The 19,590-nt window shown below is 66.4% G+C and carries 16 protein-coding genes; all 16 read right to left on the bottom strand.

Annotated elements, in window-relative coordinates:
* Positions 1 to 12: 12 nt before the first annotated feature.
* Entirely contained in the window at positions 13 to 1,983 is a 1,971-nt protein-coding gene (locus tag ACZK08_RS10650) for a MacB family efflux pump subunit (protein WP_065182356.1), read from the bottom strand.
* A complete protein-coding gene (locus ACZK08_RS10645) occupies positions 1,983 to 3,206 on the bottom strand; it encodes an efflux RND transporter periplasmic adaptor subunit (RefSeq protein ID WP_053515933.1) in 1,224 nt (407 codons plus the stop codon). The genes ACZK08_RS10650 and ACZK08_RS10645 overlap by 1 nt, the downstream gene beginning before the upstream one ends.
* 131 nt (positions 3,207 to 3,337) lie before the next feature.
* On the bottom strand, positions 3,338 to 4,171 hold the full coding sequence (locus ACZK08_RS10640; protein ID WP_196768753.1) for a hypothetical protein: 834 nt from the start codon (positions 4,169 to 4,171) through the stop codon (positions 3,338 to 3,340).
* 88 nt (positions 4,172 to 4,259) lie between these two features.
* Positions 4,260 to 5,615: a sensor histidine kinase gene (locus tag ACZK08_RS10635; RefSeq protein ID WP_065182284.1), complete on the bottom strand. Its 1,356-nt coding sequence runs from the start codon at positions 5,613 to 5,615 to the stop codon at positions 4,260 to 4,262.
* Positions 5,612 to 6,286, bottom strand: a complete 675-nt coding sequence (locus ACZK08_RS10630) for a response regulator transcription factor (protein WP_053515840.1) — start codon at positions 6,284 to 6,286, stop codon at positions 5,612 to 5,614. Before ACZK08_RS10630 ends, ACZK08_RS10635 begins: the two co-directional genes overlap by 4 nt.
* A gap of 151 nt (positions 6,287 to 6,437) precedes the next feature.
* Positions 6,438 to 7,490, bottom strand: a complete 1,053-nt coding sequence (locus ACZK08_RS10625) for an exo-alpha-sialidase (protein WP_197600011.1) — start codon at positions 7,488 to 7,490, stop codon at positions 6,438 to 6,440.
* A gap of 5 nt (positions 7,491 to 7,495) precedes the next feature.
* On the bottom strand, positions 7,496 to 9,055 hold the full coding sequence (locus ACZK08_RS10620; RefSeq protein WP_065182281.1) for a sodium/sugar symporter: 1,560 nt from the start codon (positions 9,053 to 9,055) through the stop codon (positions 7,496 to 7,498).
* Positions 9,052 to 9,987: an SMP-30/gluconolactonase/LRE family protein gene (locus tag ACZK08_RS10615; RefSeq protein WP_065182280.1), complete on the bottom strand. Its 936-nt coding sequence runs from the start codon at positions 9,985 to 9,987 to the stop codon at positions 9,052 to 9,054. The genes ACZK08_RS10620 and ACZK08_RS10615 overlap by 4 nt, the downstream gene beginning before the upstream one ends.
* Positions 9,984 to 10,748, bottom strand: coding sequence for an SDR family NAD(P)-dependent oxidoreductase (locus ACZK08_RS10610; RefSeq protein ID WP_111186937.1), 765 nt, complete (start codon positions 10,746 to 10,748; stop codon positions 9,984 to 9,986). Before ACZK08_RS10610 ends, ACZK08_RS10615 begins: the two co-directional genes overlap by 4 nt.
* Before the next feature lie 5 nt (positions 10,749 to 10,753).
* Complete coding sequence (gene dgoD / locus ACZK08_RS10605) at positions 10,754 to 11,902, bottom strand: galactonate dehydratase (protein ID WP_065182278.1); 1,149 nt, start codon at positions 11,900 to 11,902, stop codon at positions 10,754 to 10,756.
* A complete protein-coding gene (locus ACZK08_RS10600) occupies positions 11,899 to 12,534 on the bottom strand; it encodes a 2-dehydro-3-deoxy-6-phosphogalactonate aldolase (protein ID WP_065182277.1) in 636 nt (211 codons plus the stop codon). The genes dgoD and ACZK08_RS10600 overlap by 4 nt, the downstream gene beginning before the upstream one ends.
* Positions 12,535 to 12,544: 10 nt before the next feature.
* The gene (locus ACZK08_RS10595; protein WP_053515824.1) at positions 12,545 to 13,267 is read right to left on the bottom strand and encodes a FadR/GntR family transcriptional regulator; all 723 of its coding nucleotides are present in this window, start codon (positions 13,265 to 13,267) and stop codon (positions 12,545 to 12,547) included.
* Between the two features lie 93 nt (positions 13,268 to 13,360).
* Positions 13,361 to 16,072 carry a TonB-dependent receptor gene (locus ACZK08_RS10590; protein ID WP_065182276.1) on the bottom strand — a complete coding sequence of 904 codons (2,712 nt, stop codon included), beginning with the start codon at positions 16,070 to 16,072 and terminating at the stop codon, positions 13,361 to 13,363.
* A 75-nt stretch (positions 16,073 to 16,147) separates the two neighbouring features.
* Complete coding sequence (locus ACZK08_RS10585) at positions 16,148 to 17,296, bottom strand: cellulase family glycosylhydrolase (RefSeq protein WP_053515931.1); 1,149 nt, start codon at positions 17,294 to 17,296, stop codon at positions 16,148 to 16,150.
* A 116-nt stretch (positions 17,297 to 17,412) separates the two neighbouring features.
* Positions 17,413 to 18,555 carry an aldose epimerase family protein gene (locus ACZK08_RS10580; RefSeq protein ID WP_065182275.1) on the bottom strand — a complete coding sequence of 381 codons (1,143 nt, stop codon included), beginning with the start codon at positions 18,553 to 18,555 and terminating at the stop codon, positions 17,413 to 17,415.
* A gap of 104 nt (positions 18,556 to 18,659) precedes the next feature.
* Positions 18,660 to 19,589, bottom strand: coding sequence for a 2-dehydro-3-deoxygalactonokinase (locus ACZK08_RS10575; RefSeq protein ID WP_065182274.1), 930 nt, complete (start codon positions 19,587 to 19,589; stop codon positions 18,660 to 18,662).
* Position 19,590 lies beyond the last annotated feature (1 nt).

Raw genomic sequence — 19,590 nt, 5'->3', positions numbered from 1 at the left:
CCGCCGTCGACGTCAACGGATCAATGCTTCGACAGGATCGAGCTGCGCAGCACGACGGGCCGGCAGGAAGCCGAAGCCCACGCCAATGGCGCTCGAGCAGGCAAATGCCGCAAGGATGGACGCAAAGGAGAACACCAGGTTGAAGCCGACCCTGGCCAGTTCCATAGCCAGGCCCAGGCCAAGCGCGACCACGATGCCCAGCACACCACCCAGCAGGCACACCAGCACCGATTCGATGAGGAACTGCTGCAGGATGTCGCCGCGTCGCGCGCCGACGGCCATGCGGACACCGATTTCCCGAGTGCGCTCGGTGACCGAGACCAGCATGATGTTCATCACGCCGATGCCGCCTACTACCAGCGCAATGGCGGCAATGGAGCTGATCATCATCGTGAGGATGCCCGTGGTCTGTTCGATCGACTTGCGGATCTGCGCGTTGTTGCTCATGTAGAAGTCACGCGTGCCATGGCGCTGGCCGAGGACGCGGGTAATCGCGGCCTCGGCAGCCTGCATGCTGATCGCATCGGATACGCGCACGGTGATGCTGGAGACATGGCTCTGGCCGAGCATGCGCGCCATGACGGTTGTGTAGGGCACCCAGATGCTCAGCACCGAGCCATCGCCAACGGCGGCCGAATCCTTCTTCGTCACCCCGGCCACGCGCAGCGGAACATTGCCTGCCAGCAGTATTCTCCCGATCGGGTCTTCACCTGGCCCGAACAGGCGGTTGCGGGTATTGATGTCAATCACTGCCACCTGCTGGTAGCCGTCCACGGCGTTCCGCGTGAAGAAGCTGCCTTCGCCCAGTTCCAGCCCACGCACGCGGAAATACTGCTCGCTGACACCGTGGATCTGGAGGCTGGCCGTACGGTTGCCACGCATGGCTGTCGCGGTGGTCGCCACACCGGGTGTAGCGCTGTCGATGAAGGGTTGCCCGGCCAGGGCCACACTGTCACTCGGAGTAAGCGTCTCCACCTGCGCGGCGCGCACGTCACCGAAGCCCGCGCCGGGATAGATCTCGATGGTGTTGGTGCCCAACGACGCGATGTTGGACAGGATCGCCTGGCGTGCACCGGTCCCCAGCGCCACTACGGATACCACCGAAGCAATGCCGATGATGATGCCAAGCATGGTGAGGAACGTGCGCATGCGATGGGCGTTCATGGCCCGCAGCGCCATCCGGAAGGCCTCTCCGAAGCGGTCGCGCACGGCCTGCAGGCCACCACCCTCCGCCTGCGCAGCAAGCGGCTGCGCAGCACCGTTCGATGACATCGCGGCGGTGCGGGTACGGCGGTCCGAAACGATGCGGCCATCGCTGATCTCGATGATCCGCTGGGCGTGCTCGGCTACGGCAGGGTCATGGGTAACCAGAACCACGGTGTGGCCCTCCGCATGCAGTTCGCCAAGGATCTTCATCACCTCCTTGCCCGATTGCGTGTCCAGCGCACCTGTCGGCTCATCGGCGAATATCACCTCTCCGCCGTTCATCAATGCACGTGCGATGGATACGCGTTGCTGCTGGCCGCCGGAGAGCTCGCCCGGGCGGTGGTCCATGCGGTCGCCCAGGCCAAGTCGCACCAGCAGCTGTGCCGCCCGCGTGTGACGGGACGCGGTCGGCATGCCGGCATAGATCGCCGGGACCTCGACATTGCTGATCGCGGACAGCTCGTTGAGCAGGTGATAGCGCTGGAAGATGAAACCGAAGTGCTCGCGGCGCAGCGCAGCCAGTTCGCCGGCCTCCATGTCCGCTGTCTTGCGGCCGTCCACCTGGTAGGTGCCCGCCGTAGGCTGGTCGAGGCAGCCGAGAATGTTCATCAGCGTGGACTTTCCCGAGCCGGACTGGCCGATGATGGCGACCAGCTCTCCGGCATGGATGTCGAGGTCGACGCCGTCCAGGACCACAAGTGTCTGCTCGCCCGCCGGGAACTCGCGGCGCAGTCCGCGCACACACAGCAGGGGGCCCGGCTGCGACTGGTCCGCCATCATGATTGCGCCGGCGGGGAGTCCGCCTTGCCTGCCGTGGCCGGCGTCGCGCCGTCAGCATCCGCCTGGCCCAGGACGACCTGCTCGCCTTCCCGCAGCCCGCTCCTCACCTCGACCCTGATCTGATCGTCCAGCCCGATGGTGATGCGGCGGGGGACCGGATGGCCACTGGCGGATGGCACCTGCACCGTGTAGCTGCCGTCTGCGCCCCGTGCACCCAGCGCCGCGGAAGGTATGGTCAGCACGTTGCGCGAGCGCCCCAGCACGATGCGGACCTGGGCGGTCATGTAGCTGCGCAGGCGACCATCGCTGTTGTCCACGTCGAACTGGCCGTTGTAGTACATCGCCGTACGGCTGGCATTGCCGGACAGGGCCGGTGAAGACAGGCTGGAGGTGTCCTCCCGGGTGATCGATTCGGGGGCCGGCGCGATGTCGCGAAGGGTGCTGGTGTAGCGCCGGCCTGCATCTCCGAGAATGGTGAAGAACGCCTCCTGGCCCAGAGCGGTACGAACGACATCGGCCTCCGAGATCTCGGCATAGACCGTCATCGTGTCCTGGTTGCCAAGGATGATGATGGTGGGGGCGCTCTGTACTGCGTTCACCGTCTGGCCCTCGCGGGCCACCACGGCCAGAACCATGCCGTCGGCCGGAGCGGTGATGCGCGTATAACCCAGGCTGGTCTGCGCACTGTCCACGTCTGTCAGGCGCTGTACGATCTCGCCGTCCAGGGCATCGATCTGTTCACGTGTTGCGTCAACATGGGCCCGCGCGGCGTCGACATCTGCCCTGGCCACCAGTTGCGCTGCGCCAAGCTGCCGCAGCCGCCGTAGCGTCAGTTCCTGCTGTGCCAGCTCTGTGGACAGCGCCTGGCGGTTGGCGCGGGCGCTGCGCTCGGCCGCCTGCGCGCTGCGCAGGGCATTGCGCTGCGTGCGTGAATCGATCTCTGCAATCAGATCACCTGCCTTTACTTTGTCGCCCAGTTTCACATGCAGCGTTTCGATGCGTCCGGAAACCTGGGCGCCTACACTGACCAGACGCGATGGCTTCAGGGTTCCAGTGGCTTCGACGACCTGTTCGATGTCGCCACGGGTGACCGCAGCGCGTTCCAGTTCCGGTGGTGCTGGCGGTGCCAGCCACATGTAGAGCAGAGCGGGGACGCAGAGCAGCGCTGCACCGCCGATCAACAGCCTGCGTCGGCGACGCGTGGAAGCAGGACGCGTCATGACGGCGACATCCATAAGCAGCAGATCATCGGGTGTCCTTGCATCGGTGATGAAGGGCGCATGGGGACATGCACCTGCGGACACCGAGTCTTGCCGCGCTGCATTGCGCGAACCTTGCGTGATCGCTGCGCTCAGGCAGCCGCAGAGATGCCGAGTAGGGCGATCGTGATGAAATGCAGCAGGCCCCCAACCACCATCAGGCCCGACCATGTCACGCCTGCCGGGGACAGGGGGTGCCGCCGCTGCAGGGCCAGCCCGCCCAGGTAGACCAGTACGCCGGCGCCTGTGACGTACTGCGCGAACGGGGCCATGTCCACGCTCAGCAGTGCGATGCAGCCCAGCATCACGGCAGTCGCCATTACCTGCAGGACAGGGTGCAGCAACAGATGACGGGGGCGGACGAACGCGGTCCGCACGGGGACGGACAGGCCGGCCAGCACACCGCCTGCGAGCAGCGTCGCCGTGTTGGCATCCGTGCTTGCGAGTGCGGCCAACGGCACCATCAATGAGACCATCGAAAGATGGGGGAAATGGCGATCCAGCAGCACCAGCGGGCCAGATACCGTGCTCTCGCCCGCGCCGCGGACAGCACGCAGTCCGTGCAGGAACGCCTGCGCCGCCACGTACAGCAGGACAGCCAGCGCGAGCCCGGAAGACCCGCGTACGCCGATGCAAATGACCAGCGCTGCGCCGGGGAGGGCGAAGAACAGCCCGCCGAACAGATGAATCAGCACCTGGCCGCGTGCGCTGTCGGGTATCACACGCAGCCAATCCGGCCAATGCTCCAGGCCCCACGTGTCCGCCTTCCGCGGGCGGCGCCTCCAGGCCGCAGCAGTCAGGGCCGGGGGGGCCTCGTGCGCACGGGAGGACGTGGCGCGTGCGTCGCCGCGTGCGGCGCTGCCGTCAGACATTTGGCTTCCTTTCGTGACCCGACATCGCGACGCATGCGCGCCGATCAAGGTCATGCTGGATGGCCAACATTGCGCCAGGGTTGCGTCAGCCCGGAACCCGGAATGGGACATCCCCAGGAATCCTCTGCGCCGCCGCAACGGGCTACAGCGGGTGACCTGACGCGAGGTTCCCGCCGGCAGGATGCGCAGGGAACTCGGCGCGGATCAGCGCACCGCCGCTTGGCGCATCGAGAATCGTGACATGGCCGCGATGGCGCTCGAGGACCTGCCGTACCAGATTCAGGCCAAGTCCTGCGCCGGTCTGGCGCGGCCGCAGGCGCTGGAAGGGCTCGAATACGCGCTCGCGCTCGGCCTCCGGTATTCCAGGGCCGTCGTCCTCCACCTCCAGGCGTGTTCCCTGTACCCGCACAGTGATGTTGCGTCCACCATGTTCCGCTGCATTCAACACCAGGTTCGTCAGGACGCGTTCGACCGCACCTGTCTCGCCCTGTATGGGATGGTGTGGTTCGACCACCACGGCGACCGTGCGCCCGGACTGGATCAGCAGCGGGGCCAGGTCGGCAACGACGCGCTTGGCCAGGCGGGCGAGGTGGATGGTTTCCAGATGCGCGACACTATCCAGCCGGTGCAGGTCCAGCAGCTGCTCCGCCAGCGTGGCCAGACGCGCGACCTCCACGGACAGGCTGCGCGAGGTGACATCGTCGGCTGCTTCGATCTTCACCCGAAGAATGGCGATCGGTGTACGCAGTTCATGTGCGGCAGCAGCGATGAAGCGCTGCTGCCGCTCGTGACCGTCATCAAGCCGGTCCAGTGCCTCGTTGACGGCTGCTACCAAGGGCGCGATCTCCACTGGCACGGCAGTTTCGGTCAGGCGGATCCCGCGCCGACTCGCCGAAATATGCTTGGCCTCCAGGGCGATCCGTTCAACCCCTGCAAGCGCCTTGCGTACGATAAACGGGGTGGCGATCAGCGTTACCAGCGCGAGCAGCACGAAGATGGGTAGAGTGAACACATGCGCCGCGATCGCCATCTGCCAGGTGAGTGAATCGGTTTCACCATGGGCCATGATGGTCAGCTTGCCGGCCGGGCCGGTGTGCCGACGGATCACAATGGCCAGTCCGTCGCCACGCTCGTGGCCGCGCAGGTCGCCGAACGGAACGCCCCGAAGCCTGCCGATCAACGACGCATAGGTCGGCGGGACGTTTCCGAAACTGACCGTCTGTCCCTGCTCATCCTCGGCGACGAACCAGGCACCTGGCGCCACTTTCAGCAGTTCGTCGAGTTCATGCGTGCGCTGTACGTAGAGCCGTCCCTGGTTGTCGCGGTGCACGGCGTTGGCGGCGATCGGGGCAAAGGTCTGCAGCGTGTAGTAGCCGCCGCTGTCCATGCGAACCAGCACCATGAGGAGTGTGAAGAATGCGATCAGCAGCGCCAACAGATGCAGGATGAGGGGCTTGATGATGAGCGGCCATTTCAGCGAGGGTTGTCGCCTGCTCACGTGCGCTCCCGCATCAGGTAGCCGACGCCACGGATCGCATGGATCTCCACCCCCGCGTCGGCGTCAGCCAGCTTCCTGCGCAGTCGTGATACGTGTGAATCGAGCGTGTTGGAATGAATGCCGTCGTCGAAGCCATACACCGCCATCTCGATGGATTCCCGCAGCACGGTACGCCCCAGCCTTCGGGTCAGCACGGTCAGCACCCGAATCTCGCGCCGGGGAAGCTCCAGGCGCTCGCCGCGGACGGTAGCCTCACCTGTCATCGGGTCGAACAGCAGATCGCCAGCGCGGATCGACTCTTCCTGGATCCCGGAGGGCCGACGGCCGACGGCGCGTATGCGCGCGAACAGTTCTTCCAGTGCAAAGGGCTTGCCGAGATAGTCGTCCGCACCCTCGTCCAGGCCCTCGACCCGATCTGGCAGGCCACCCAAGGCACTCAGGACGATGACGGGCACGAGGCAGTTGCGTGCACGCAGCAGCGGTATCAGAGCGAGACCATCCCCATCCGGAAGCGTCCGGTCCAGCAGGATCAATTCGTGTGCCCCGTGCAATGCAGCCTCCCGGGCAAGTCCGAAGGTATCTGCCAGGTCCACGACATGATGGTCCCGCTGCAGTGCGGACTTCAGGGCCGCAGCCAGTTCTGGCTCGTCTTCGACCAGCAGGATGTGCATCGGTGGCGTCCAGGAATGGGCGGGAGGCGGCCCTTCCAGAAGGCGCAAAGGGCAGGGCGCTGGCAAGGTATTACGGAAACATTGCGCCAACATGGCGTGAATGCACCGCATGTGCAGCCTTGTCCTGCCGGGTTGCCCCGCATGCGCCCCCCTAGTAGCTCCCGAAACGGATCTGCACTGCGCCGTCCACCACGTTCACGACGCCGATCTCCGCAGGGCCGAGCTCGACCACGGCGGGCCAGGAATGGCGGAAACCCAGCGGCCATGCGGGAGGCGTTACCGTGCGCCAGCTCGATCCGCTGTCCTCGCTCCAGCTGACTTCGTTCAGGCACGAGGTCACGAACATTACCCCGCGCGTACTGGTCATGACGTGGGGGCCGCAGCGCTGGTCGGCGAGCGGCGTACCGAGGCCGGCCGGCCAGGTCCGCCCGTCCGTCGAGACCTTGTACGACACCGGGCATTGCGGGTCATCGCCGCAGGTCTCGAACACCATCAGGTAGCCACCGGCGGGGCGGCGTGCCATGACGGGCATGCCGGGCCGGAGCTGCCCACCGCCGGGCTGTTCGGCAATCGTCATCACAGGTCCCCAGGTGCGCCCGCCATCGTTGGACAGGCGCTGTGAAACGACCTGGTTGTAGGACGGATGCTCGTCGGCACGGGTTTCATCGGCATACACCACCGACAGCGTGCCGTCGTCCAGGCGCGTCAACACCGGCTCCCACACGCCGCGGTCCTTGCGCCCGTTCGGCGCCTCGTTGCCGGCGAGGGTGCTCAGGAAGGTCCAGTGTGCTCCCAGGTCGTCGCTGGCATAGAGATGCAGCCGGTAGGAGACGCCTTCGACCAGCGAACGCATCGCCAGCAGCACACGCCCCTCCGGCAGCACCAGCAGTTCGCCGTTGTCGATCATCCGACCGGGCTCGGCCACGTCGGACCAGGGCGCCCAGCTGCGGGCCCGGTCACTGCTGATCGAGAGCTGCAGGGTGGTCGGCTGCCCTTCATTGAAGCGCGTGGTCACTGCCAGCCAGCGGCCATCCGGCAGCTGCGCCAATCGCCCCCAGCCCGCGTTGCGGGCGGCCACGGTGGCGGTGCCGGTCCATGTGATCTCCGCTGCGTGCAGCACAGAGGCGAACCCGGTCAGGGCCAGCAGTGCCAGGCAGCGCATACCACTGCGCAGAGCGAATGCGTGTCGGACAGTCAGGCGCATCGAGGTCACCAGTAGGTTGCGTAGAGGGCCACCAGGATCGCCAGCACCGCCAGCGAAGCGATGTTGAACGATGGGGCGGTGGCATAGCTCACATCGTCGGTGCGGATACGATCGCGATCGCCACTGGCGCGGGTGCCCAGCGCGACGCCTACGCCCAGCAACAGCGTGACCAGGAACACCACGCCCATGCGGTCCATGAAGGGCAGCGAGGGCCACAGCAGCTTCAGGGCCAGCGACAGTACGAAGGAGCCGACCGCCGCAGCCAGCGCACCGGCTTCGTTCGCACGCTTCCAGAACAGGCCCAGCAGGAAGATCACCACGATGCCGGGGGTGAAGAAGCCGGTGAACTCCTGGATGTACTGGAAGCCCTGGTCGAACCCGCCCAGCAGTGGGCGCGCGGTCAGCACCGCCACGATGATCGAGACGGACGCCGCGAACCGGCCAACACGCACCAGTCTGGCTTCCGAGGCATCGGGCGCGCGCTTGGCATAGAAGTCGAGCGTGAAGATGGTGGCGACGGAATTGATCTTCGATGCCAGCGACGCAACGATGGCGGCCACCAGCGCGGCGAACACCAGGCCCAGGATGCCGCTGGGAAGCAGCGCCAGCATCGTCGGGTAGGCCGCGTCCGGGCGTTCCAGGCCGGGGGCGAGCATGACCGCGGCGATGCCGGGCAGCACCACGATGGCCGGAATGAGCAGCTTCAGGAACGCAGCGAATACCACGCCCTTCTGCGCCTCACGCAGATCCTTGGCGGCCAGTGCGCGCTGGATGATGTACTGGTTGAAACCCCAGTAGCTGAGATTGGCGATCCACATGCCGCCCAGCAACACCGACAGCCCGGGCAGATCCTTGTAGAACGGGTTGTCCTTGCTGAGGATCATTTCAAAGCGTTCGGGATGCTGCTGCCACAGCTGCATGAAGCCGTCGGTGACGCTGCCGTTGCCGATCTGGCCCAGCGTGATGAAGGTGACCAGCAGGCCACCCAGAACCAGCAGCGAGACCTGCACGATGTCGGTCAGCGCGACCGCCTTCAGGCCGCCATACAGCTGGTAGGCCAGTGCGAAGGCGCCCAGCAGCACCAGCGCCACGTCCTGGTTGAGGCCTGCCACGCCGGCAATGGCGATCGAACCCAGCCACAGGATCGAGGTGAGATTGACGAATACGTACAGGCCCAGCCAGAACACGGCCATCAGCGTGCGGATGCGGTTGCCGTAGCGCTCCTGCAGGAACTGCGGCATGGTGGTGATGCCGTTGCGCAGGAAGATCGGCAGGAACCATTTGCCGACGATCAGCAGCGTGATCGCCGCCATCCATTCATAGGATGCGATGGCCAGGCCGATGGCATAGCCCGAGCCGGACATGCCGATGATCTGTTCGGCCGAGATGTTGGCCGCGATGAGCGAGGCACCGATCGCCCACCACGGCAGGCTGCGGCTGGCCAGGAAGTAGTCCTGGGCCGACTTCTGCCGGCCGGCCTTCTCGCGGGAAACCCACTGCGCGAGGATGAAGATGCCGGCCAGATAGGCCAGCACGATGCTGATATCCAGGGGGGAAAGGCTCATGGAAGCTCCGCGATGGGTCCGCGCTGTGGGCACGGCGGCACGTCATTGGGGTTGCCGGCGAACCGGGGTTCGGGAACGCCGGCGATGCCGGCGTCGGTGGCGAACAGATGGCCGGCGAAGGGGTCGCGCGCACGCGCGGCCGCGTCCAGGCCGTCGTGCGCGCTGGTGATGAACATCGTTCGCAGCGTGCTGCCGCCAAAGACCGGGCGGGTGGGCTGCGCGACCGGGACGGAAAGCGTGCGGTCCTGCCGGCCATCGGGCCGGTAGCGCACCACGCGCGAACCGCCCCAGCGGGCATTCCAGAGTCCGCCTTCAGCATCGACCACACTGCCATCGGGCTCGCCATCCTCGGCGCGCAGATCGGCGAACACTGTTACCGCACCCGGGCTGTCGCCGTAATCGCAACGCAGGATCTGCTTCTGCAGCGAGTCGCAGAAGTACATCGTGCGGCCGTCCGGGCTGAACGCCACGCTGTTGGCAATCGCCACGGTCGGTAGCGGAAGCGTCTCGAGCACGAGATCGGCGGTGAGCCTGTAGAAGGGCGCGACGGCCTGCTTCGGACCGTTCGTGGGTTCATGCAGCATGCCGAACACGAAGCGGCCCTGGCGGTCACAGGCGCCATCATTGGCGCGCAGACGCGCCCCTGTGTCGGGCAGCACAAGCACGTCACGCAGCTCGCCGCGCGCCGGATGGAAGAATGCCAGCCGCGACGCCAACGCCAGCAGCAGCCAGCCTTCGGCTTCGCACAATGCCAGTGCGGCCAGCCGCTCCGGCATCGGCCAGCGGGTGAGCGCGCCGTCACCGGGGCGATAGCGCCACAGCTGCGCCTGCGCGATGTCGGTCCAGTACACCACCGATTCGCGATCACACCACAGCACACCTTCGCCCAGGGTGTTTGCGGCCGGCACCGCGACAGTGGCGGACCCGCTCACACCCAGCCTCCGTCGATGATGAAGTCCTGGCCGGTACACATGCGGCTGTCATCGGCGGCCAGGAACAGGGCGGCGCGCGCCAGGTCATCCGCGCGCAGATAGCCCGGCAGGCATTGCGCACGACGCAGCTGTGCTTCGCCCTCCGCGTCCAGCCACAGCCGCTGCTGCTTCTCGGTGATCACCCAGCCCGGTACCAGCGCATTGATGCGGATGCGGTCCTGCCCCAGTTCCCGGGCCAGGCCGTTGACCAGGCCGTGGACCGCGGATTTGGCCACCGCGTACAGCGGATACCCGCTGTTCTTGATCATCCAGCCCGTCGAACCCAGGCAGATGATCGAACCGCCGCCGAGGGCGCGCATGTCCGGCACCAGCGCCTGGATGGCGAAGTACTGGTGGCGCAGGTTCACCGCCATGCTGCGTTCAAAGTCCGCGATGCCGGTGTCGGCCAGGGCATGACGAGCATCGTTGGCGGCATTGTTGACCAGCACCGAGAACGGTCCAGCCAGGATGCGCGCGTGGGCGATGGCGGACCGGAGTGCCTCGATATCGGTGATGTCGCAATGCAGATAGCGCGGGGCAGTCGCAATGTCGCCCAGGCTTTCCAGCAGTGCTTGGGCGCCGCTGTCGTCGATGTCGAGAAAGACGACCTTCGCACCCTGCCGCGCGAAGTGCTCGACGAAGGCGGCGCCGATGCCGGTGGCACCACCGGTGATCAGCACCGCGCGGTTCTCAAGGCTGGGATAACGTGCCTGATCGGTCATGGCGCTCACCACTCGGCCACGCTGCCATCGGCATGGCGCCAGATGGGGTTGCGCCAGCGGTGGCCTTCGGCGGCTCGCTCGTCAACGTAGGCCTGGTTGATCTCGATGCCCAGCCCCGGGCCGTCGGGAATCCTGACGAAGCCTTCCCTGTACTCGAAGGGCGCGCGGTCCACCAGGTAGTCCAGCAGATCGTTGCTGGCGTTGTAGTGGATGCCCAGGCTCTGTTCCTGGATGAAGGCGTTGTAGCAGACCGCATCCAGCTGCAGGTTGGCCGCCAGCGCGATCGGACCGAGCGGGCAGTGCAGAGCGATGGCGACGTCGTAGGCTTCGGCCATGGCCGCGATCTTGCGGGTTTCCGTGATGCCACCCGAGTGCGATGGATCCGGTTGCAGGATGTCCACGCCACCGGTCTGCAGTACGCGCTTGAAGTCGAAGCGGGAGTACAGCCGTTCGCCCAGCGCGATCGGCGCAGGCGAAAGGGCGGCCAGTTCCGGGATGGCTTCCAGGTGCTCGGAAAGCACCGGCTCTTCGATGAACATCAGCCCGAAGGGCGCCAGCTCGCGCATCAGCACCTTGGCCATCGGCTTGTGCACGCGGCCATGGAAGTCCACGGCCACTCCCACATCGCGGCCCACCGCATCGCGCACGGCCTGCACGTTCTCCAGTACCCGCGTGACCTTGTCATGGCTATCGACGAACTGCACTTCCTCGGTGGCGTTCATCTTCACCGCAGTGAAACCGCGTGCCACGGCGTCGCGGGCGGCACGGGCGGTGTCGGCCGGCCGATCGCCGCCGATCCATGAGTACACGCGGATGCGGTCGCGCACGGGGCCGCCCAGCAGGGCATGGACCGGCACGCCCAGTGCCTTGCCGTGGATGTCCCACAGCGCCTGGTCGATGCCCGCCAGTGCGCTCATCAGGATCGGACCACCACGGTAGAAGCCGCCACGATAGAGCACGTTCCAGTGGTCTTCGATGTGCCGGGGGTCCTTGCCGACCAGATAGTCGGACAGCTCTTCCACGGCCGCCGCCACGGTGTGCGCGCGTCCTTCGACGATGGGCTCGCCCCAGCCGCAGATGCCGGCGTCCGTATCGATGCGGACGAACAGCCAGCGCGGGGGCACCAGGTAGGTCGTGATGGCAGTGATCTTCATGCGGGGGAGTCCGTGTTCGTTCTGTTCCAGGCGTCGATGAACGCGCGCGCGCGGCGTGCGACGTCGTCCGCGGGGGTCTTGGGGGCATACAGGGCGGAGCCGATACCGAAGCCGGCCGCACCTGCCTGGCGGTAGGCGGCCATGCGCTCCGGGGTGATGCCGCCGACGGGCAGCAGCGGCGTACCGGCCGGAAGCACGCTGGACCACGCCTTCAGCACCGGGGGGGGCAGTTGTTCGGCGGGAAACAGTTTCAGTGCATCCGCACCGGCCCGCAGGGCGGCGAAGGCTTCCGTGGGCGTCGCCACGCCGGGCGTGCAGACCATGCCGCTGGCGTGGGCGGCGGCGATGACCTCCACGTCCGCGTGCGGCATCACCACCAGCCGGCCACCGGCATTGTTCACGTCCTGCACCTGCGCGGTGGACAGGACGGTGCCGGCACCGATCAGGCAGCGATCGCCGAGCTGCTTTGCGAGCAGTTCAATGCTCTGCAGCGGCTGCGGCGAGTTCAGCGGGACTTCCAGGATGTGGAAGCCGGCCTCGGCCAGCGCCGCGCCGATGGCGGGCGCTTCCTGCGGGGTGAGCCCGCGCAGGATGGCAACCAAGGGGAGGGGTTGCATCCAGGCGGTGCTCATGGTGTTTCCTTCAGCGTGGGGGTTTTCTGGACAGCCGCGCGCCCTTCAGATTGGCGCGGGAGTCGGCAATCATGTCCAGCATGGCGGCGCGCGCCGCGTCCGGCTGCTTCTGCCGGATGGCGTCGTACACGTCGAAGTGGCGCGGCAGCGAGTACTTGAAGTCCTGCGCGGTCTGCGCCGAGAGCAGGAAGAAGGTGCCCAGCGCCGCGTCGATGACCGAGAACAGGGATGCCAGCAGTTCGTTGTTGGTGGCTTCCAGCACGCTCTCGTGGAACATCAGGTCGGCCTTGGCCCACGCATCCTGGTCCGGTGCATCGGCCATGGCCTGGTACGCGCTCTTGATCCTGGCCAGCTGCGCGGGCGAACGCCGCTCGGCTGCGGAAGCCGCGGCCGCCGGTTCGATCACCTCGCGCATCTCCACCAGCTTTTCCACGAAGTCCTGGGTGGGCATCAGCGCGCAGCGCCACGCCAGAATGTCGCTGTCCAGCTGCTTCCAGTGACGCGGGTCGCGCACCCGCGAACCGGTTTTCTGTCGGGTTTCGATCAGCCCTTTGGAGCCCAGCACCTTCAGGCCCTCGCGCAGGGCGGAGCGGCTGACGGACAAGGTCTGTGACAGCAGCTCTTCCCTGGGCAGGAATTCGCCCGGCTGAAGTGCGCCGCTGATGATCCGCTGCCCGATCTCCTGGGCCACTTGGTCGTAGAGGTTGCGTACCTCGATCGGTTTCACAGGCATCCCTTTGGCTTGGTGCACCGCAGGCTGCGGTCACTCCTATTATCCGACAAAAGGATGGGTGAGGGGTGTGAGGCATGTGGGGGAGCGTCCTCATCAGAGCTTGAACCGGAAGCCCATGCCCAGGGTCTTGTCCTGGTAACGGATGTCGCGCGGCCGCGTGTTGCCGCTGCCCCAGTACTGGTGCAGGTTGTTGCCCAGCAGGTTGGTGGCCGAGAACACCACCGTGGCGCGCGGGGTCACGTCGTAGCTGATCGAGAAGTCCAGCGAGCTGGCCGGCTCGACCTGGTCCTCCGTTCCGGCGACCGTGGGCTGGGTGAAGAAATCGATGTACCGGCTGCGGTAGCCGTAGGCCAGGCGCGCACTCAGGCCGAAGTTCTCGTAGAACAGCACGGCGTTGTAGTTGTTCTTCGAGACGTTCTGCAGCGGCCGCGAGATCACGGGCCCGCCAAGGAACTCCGGAGACTTGGTATCGCCTTCGATGTAGGTGTAGTTGAACTGCGCACCCAGGCCGCTCCAGGCGCCGGGCAGGAAGTCGAAGGTCTGCTGGTAGGCCAGCTCGACACCCTGCAGATGGCCGCTGCCGGCGCTCTGCGGGGATGACAGCTCGTAGTCCTCTCCGGCGATGACCACATTGGTGATGTAGTTCTGGATGTAGCCATCGATGTCACGATAGAACACACCCGCACTGACGTAGCCCACCGGGGAGAAGTACCACTCCAGCGACATGTCGTAGTTGGTCGACTTGATCGGGCTCAGGTCGGGGTTGCCACTGCTGGCCACGCCCGCACGGTTGACGGTGCCGGGATTCAGCGAGATCGACGGGTTCAAGGCACCGAAGTCCGGATAGCTCAGTGTCTTGGCCGCCAGCACGCGCAGCTGCCAGGCATCGTTGAAGTGCAGGTTCAGGCTCGCGTTGGGCAGGGCATTGGTGTCCTGCGTGCTGCGGGTGATGGCACTGTAGACACCCGTGCCCGCGTCGAACGAGAAGGCGTTGAGTTCACGCTTGATCTTCTCCGCACGCACGCCTACCAGGCCATCCACGCGCAGGCCGCCCAGATCGAAGTCGTACTTCGCCTGCAGGTAGCCGGCGCTCTTGCGTTCTTCGATATCGAAGAAGCGGCCGGGATTCTCCGCCGCCAGTCCGTCCGGCAGACCGTAGTAACGGCGCAGCGCGTCGGCGTTGTCGATCAGGTAGTCGTAGCAGGGCGTCAGGAACGACTGGCTCAGTGCGGAGTTGCCGCGCTTGCTGCAGAAGAAGCTGCTGGCCGGGAACAGCCCCACCACCTGGTTGGCCGGGTTGGGCGAGGCGGTGATGTTGCCCGTACCGGCACCGCCTGGCGGCGGCGTGCTGATTTCCACGCTGCCCTTGGCGCTGGCGGTACGGTCGGCATAGCGCAGGCCGAACTGGAGGTTGGCGATCGGGCCGTCGAGGAACTCGAACGTTCCGTCGCCGCGCCAGCTGTTTTCCTCGCCGCGCGACTCGCCCCAGGTCTGGAACAGGCCATTGAGGTAGAAGCGCGACGGATCCATGGCCGGGTTGCCGGCCAGGTGCCAGTTCTGGTGCTTGCCCGAGGTGCCGTCCCATACGGTGGTGATCGGCCCGGCCAGGAAGGTGTCGATGATGAGGTTCTCATCGCGGTAGTAGCCGGACGTACGGGCCACTTCGGTGGACAGCCGCAGCTGGTCGCCGCGCCACTTGAAGCCCAGCGCGTTCTGGATGTCCTGGCCACGCTGCTTGTGCGCCTGGGTGCTGCTGGCGGCATAGCTGTCGCCGGTCCATGTACCTGCGGTGGCGTCGCAAATGGTCTGGCCGGAGAGCGGCCCGTCCAGGCGGTTGGCATAGCAGTTGTCGCCGACCTGCAGCCCCGTCGGCGGCACCACCCCGACCGGGAAACTGAACAGGAACGCCTGGTCATAGTCGTCTCGCACGAAATCATAGAGGCCCTCGACATAGACCTCGGTGCGTTCGCTGGGTTTCCACTGCAGGGCATAGTTGAACGCACTGCGCTTGCGGTCGCCATGGTTGTAGTTGGTGCCCCAGCCATTGGGGGCGGCGATCAGGTTGCCGTCATCGGTACGTGCCGGCGTGCCATCCGGATTCTCCAGCACCTTCGGGAAGTCACCCCACACCGCATCGTACGCATAGCGCTTGCCGACATAGCCGAAGTTGACCATGGCGCCGATTTCGCCGGCATCGGTGTCCCAGCGGTTGCTCAACAGCAGGCTGGCGGAGGGATCGATGTCGCCGCCGTACTTGCTGTGCGTACCGGTCACGGTGCCGGCGATCTCCGCACCGTCGAAATCCAGCGGGCGGCGCAGCTGGATGTCCACCAGGCCCGCGATGCCGCCCAGTGGCAGGCTCGCCTCGCTGCTCTTGTAGACGTTCAGGCTCTTGATGGCGGTGGCCGGCAGGTTCTGGAAGGCGTAGCCGCGGCCGGAGCTGCTGAAGATCTCACGGCCGTTGAGGGTGCTGATCACGTTCGGCAGGCCGCGGATCACCACCCCGGTGGTCTCGCCCTGGTTGCCCTGCGCCACCTGCACACCGGTAACGCGCTGCAGGGCGTCGGCCACGCTGTTGTCGGGCAGCTTGCCGATGTCTTCGGCAACGATCGAATCGACGACCATCTCCGCCTCCTGCTTGATCGACTGGGCGGTCTGCAGGCTTTGGCGCAGCGCGGTCACGGTGACCGTGTCCAGGTTGACGGCCTCCTGCGAGCCGGCCTCCTGCGCCTGCACCAGAGAGGGCAGGGCGAGGGCCGAAAGGATGGCCAGGGAAAGCACGGTGCGGGAAGAACGAGCGGTCATGGCGGTATCTCCGGATTCCGGAAAGCAGTCGCGGTTGAGTGGCCCGCCTTCATGCGAAGGCGGGCGCCAGTAGGGTCAGAAAGCGGGAACGGAGGTGCGCGGGGTCTTGGCCAGCCTGCGGAACAGCTCGGCTTCGCGTGCCCGGTAGGGCGTGCCGTCGGCCTTCAGCAGATCGTGGAACCACACGGTGGGGGCTTCCATCGTGTAGGGGCGCTGCCAGCTGTCCCACGGGAAGCGGGTCTGGATCGCGCCGTCCACGAACCCCCAGTTGATCATGCCGATGTTCTCGCGGCGGGCGATCGGAAGGATCGTGTCCACGTTCGAGCCTGCGCCGCGTGCCAACCATTCGGTGCAGATCAGCGGGCGGCCGTACTTGCGCAGCTGTGCAATGCGGGCAACGAATGCCTCCGGCTGCTCGTAGTTGTGGAAGGTGATCACATCCGACTGCTCCAGCTGCGTGCGCTGGATCGCGGTGAGCGATGCGGCGCCCGGCGACCAGTCATCGCCGATCCACACGCCGCTGGTGAGCGGCTGCACCGGCTTCTTCGCGCGTGCCCAGTCGAAGATCTTCGGCAGCAGTTCGGCGATGCGTTCCTGCTCGCCCGGCAGCTGCTTGTCCATGTAGTTGCCACCCCCGGGGTTGTCCGGCTCGTTCCACAGGTCCCAGGCCAGCACGCGCGTGTCATTGGCGAAGTGACCGATCACACCCTCCACATAGGCCTGGAAGTGCGCGTCATTGGCGCGGTCCACCAGCATGTGGCGGCTCGGGCTCTGCACCCAGCCGGAGTTGTGCACACCGGGAATCGGACGGCGCTGCGGGCCGAGCACCGGATCCGGGTCCCAGCAGCTGTCGAACAGCACGAGCATCGGGCGGATGCCGTTCTTCTCGGCGATGGACAGGAAGGTGTCGATGCGCTTCAGCAGGCCCTGCGGGTCCTGCTGCCACAGCAGGTCATGCAGGTAGACGCGCATGGTGTTCATGCCGAACTGCTCGTGCGCCCAGCGGAGTTCGCGGTCGATGGCTGCCGGATCGAAGGTCTCGGCCTGGAACATCTCCAGCTGGTTGATGGCGTTGGAGGTGGTGTAGTTCGCGCCCACCAGCCACTGCTGTCTGGAATACCACGCGTCGGCTTCGGCCGGGGTCCAGCGTGCGGCGTCGGTCGCATGCGCCATCGGTGCGACGGCGAGCAGCGTTGCCAGCAAAGGGGTAAGCCACTTTCGCATGAGATGCATCTCCTTGGTTCATGAGCTGCCCGTCCTGGCGTGAGCCAGGAGGCGGGCGGTGCGTACTGCGTCGGATTGCCGGTGCCGTGGGCGACCGGCGTGCCAGCTGCGCGGGATCAGCGGGCGGGCGGTGTGCGGTCGGTCGAGAAGTCGTAGACGATGCGGTTCACATAGGTCTCGCCCGGGGCCAGCCGCGCCGAGCCGAACGACGGCTGGTTCGGTGTGTCCGGGAACAGCTGCGGTTCCAGCGCGATGGCATCGCCCTGGCGATAGACCCGGCCACTCTTGCCCACGGTGCTGCCGTCGAGGAAGTTGCCCGAATAGAACTGCAGGCCAGGCTGCGTGGACAGCACGGTCATGACCCGGCCCGAGCGCGGGTCGTGCACGCGGGCGACTTCGCGGGGCTCGCGCGTGGGCGATCTGCTGATGACCCAGTTGTGGTCGTAGCCGCGACCATGCAGCAGCTGCGGCTCATTGCCCTGGCGCAGGTCGCGCCCGATCGGCTTGGCCGTGCGGAAGTCGAAGGCGGTGCCTTGCACCGGCTGCAGCACGCCCGTGGGAATCAGGCTCGCATCCACCGGCGTATAGGCGCTGGCCGGAATGGTCAATTCGTGATCCATCGCCGAGCCGGAACCCTCGCCGGACAGATTCCAGTATGCGTGGTTGCTGAGGTTGACGATGGTCGGTGCATCGGTCGTGGCGCGGTACTCCACCTCCAGCCGGCCATTGCCCTTCAGTGCGTAGGTTGCCGTGACCGTGAGCGTGCCCGGATAACCCTGGTCGCCGTCAGGGCTGACATGCTGCAGGGTGGCGTGATCGGCGGCGGCGTCGACGATCTTCCACACCACCTTGTCGAAGCCGCGGGTGCCGCCGTGCAGGCTGTTCGGCCCATTGTTGACCGGTACCTGATAGGTCCTGCCATCCAGGGTGAAGCGACCCTTGGCGATGCGGTTGGCGAAGCGGCCGACGATCGTGCCGAAGTACTGCGGATTGTCGAGCGTCGCCTTGAGCGTCGCGTCGCCAAGCAGTACATCCGCGTATGCGCCATCACGGTCCGGCACTTCCAGTGAATGCAGTGCAGCGCCCAGCGTCAGTACCGTGGCCTGCATGCCGGTGCCGTCACGCAGCAGGATCGACTCCACCACGGTGCCATCGGCTGTCCGGCCTACCACAGCGCGTTCCTGTGCCTGACCTGCGCCCACTGCAGACAGTGCCAGTACGCCGATCAGCCCTGCCGTCTTCCCCTTGCCAGCACGCATTGCTCAAGACCCCTCTCGATGTCGTGATGCGTACAAAAACATATAATCAGACAATACGCACGTTGCGACGCAGCACGTGATCGGACCGCCGCGTTCGGCTGGGGTCAACGCGCAGTCGCGGTCATCGCGTGCAGTGCGGAGAAGCCGCGCACCACGGCGTCGGCGGACGCCACCGCGTGCGTGGCGATGCCGATTTCCGACAGCGCCGCCTGGTACAGCCGGGTGACCGGTCCGGAGCCCACCAGTGGCACCGACGCCGACCTCAGCCCGGGGAACAGCGCCAATGCGTCTGCAATCTCCGCACCGGCCAGCAGTCCGCGCAGGTAAGCGCTGGTCGCCGTGCGCGGCAGGGTGCCGCGGATCATCCGTGCCCGCACGCCGAAGAGCAGCGCACCCAGGCCCAGTCGGCGGTCGGCGCCTGCATGCACACCCTCGGCGAAGGCCGGTCCTGGCTCACCCGGTCCGTCCAGCACCGAGGCAAGCAGGCCGCCACTGGCCAGTCGATCGAACAGTTCGCCGGACATCGAGGTCATGAAGCTCTGCACCTGGCCGTCGATCAGCTGGATCCACTTGGTATGCGTACCCGGCAGCGCCACGATGGCATCGGGGCCGACATCGCCGCCGCGCAGCAGCCCCAGCAGCTCGGTCTCCTCGCCGCGGAGCACGTCCGGCATGCCATCCACGGGGCGCACGCAGGCCATGCCGGGCACGATGCTCACGGACAACTCGCCGATCCGGGTCGGCACCAGCTGCTGCGCGATCGAGGCAACACCTGCAGGGCACTCCACGTAGCCGGCATCGATCCAGCCGACATTCGACCCGATCATGCCGGCCGCATAGGCGTGGCGTGCAGCCGGCCAGCGCGCGCGGATCGTGTTGGCGGCCACCACCATGTCGTCACGGTCCAGCGTGGCCACGCCCGCAGGCATTTCATGGCCATCAAGTCGCTCACCGTTGGGGCTGATCAGATAGGCGCGCAGATTGCTGCTGCCCCAGTTGATGCCGATGATGCTGTCGGGGTGGTCCTGCTGCATG

This window comes from Stenotrophomonas sp. 112478_Sma, from assembly GCF_056479905.1.
The sequence above is the reverse complement of the archived record's forward strand: the minus strand, read 5'-3'. Positions and strand labels throughout refer to the sequence as shown.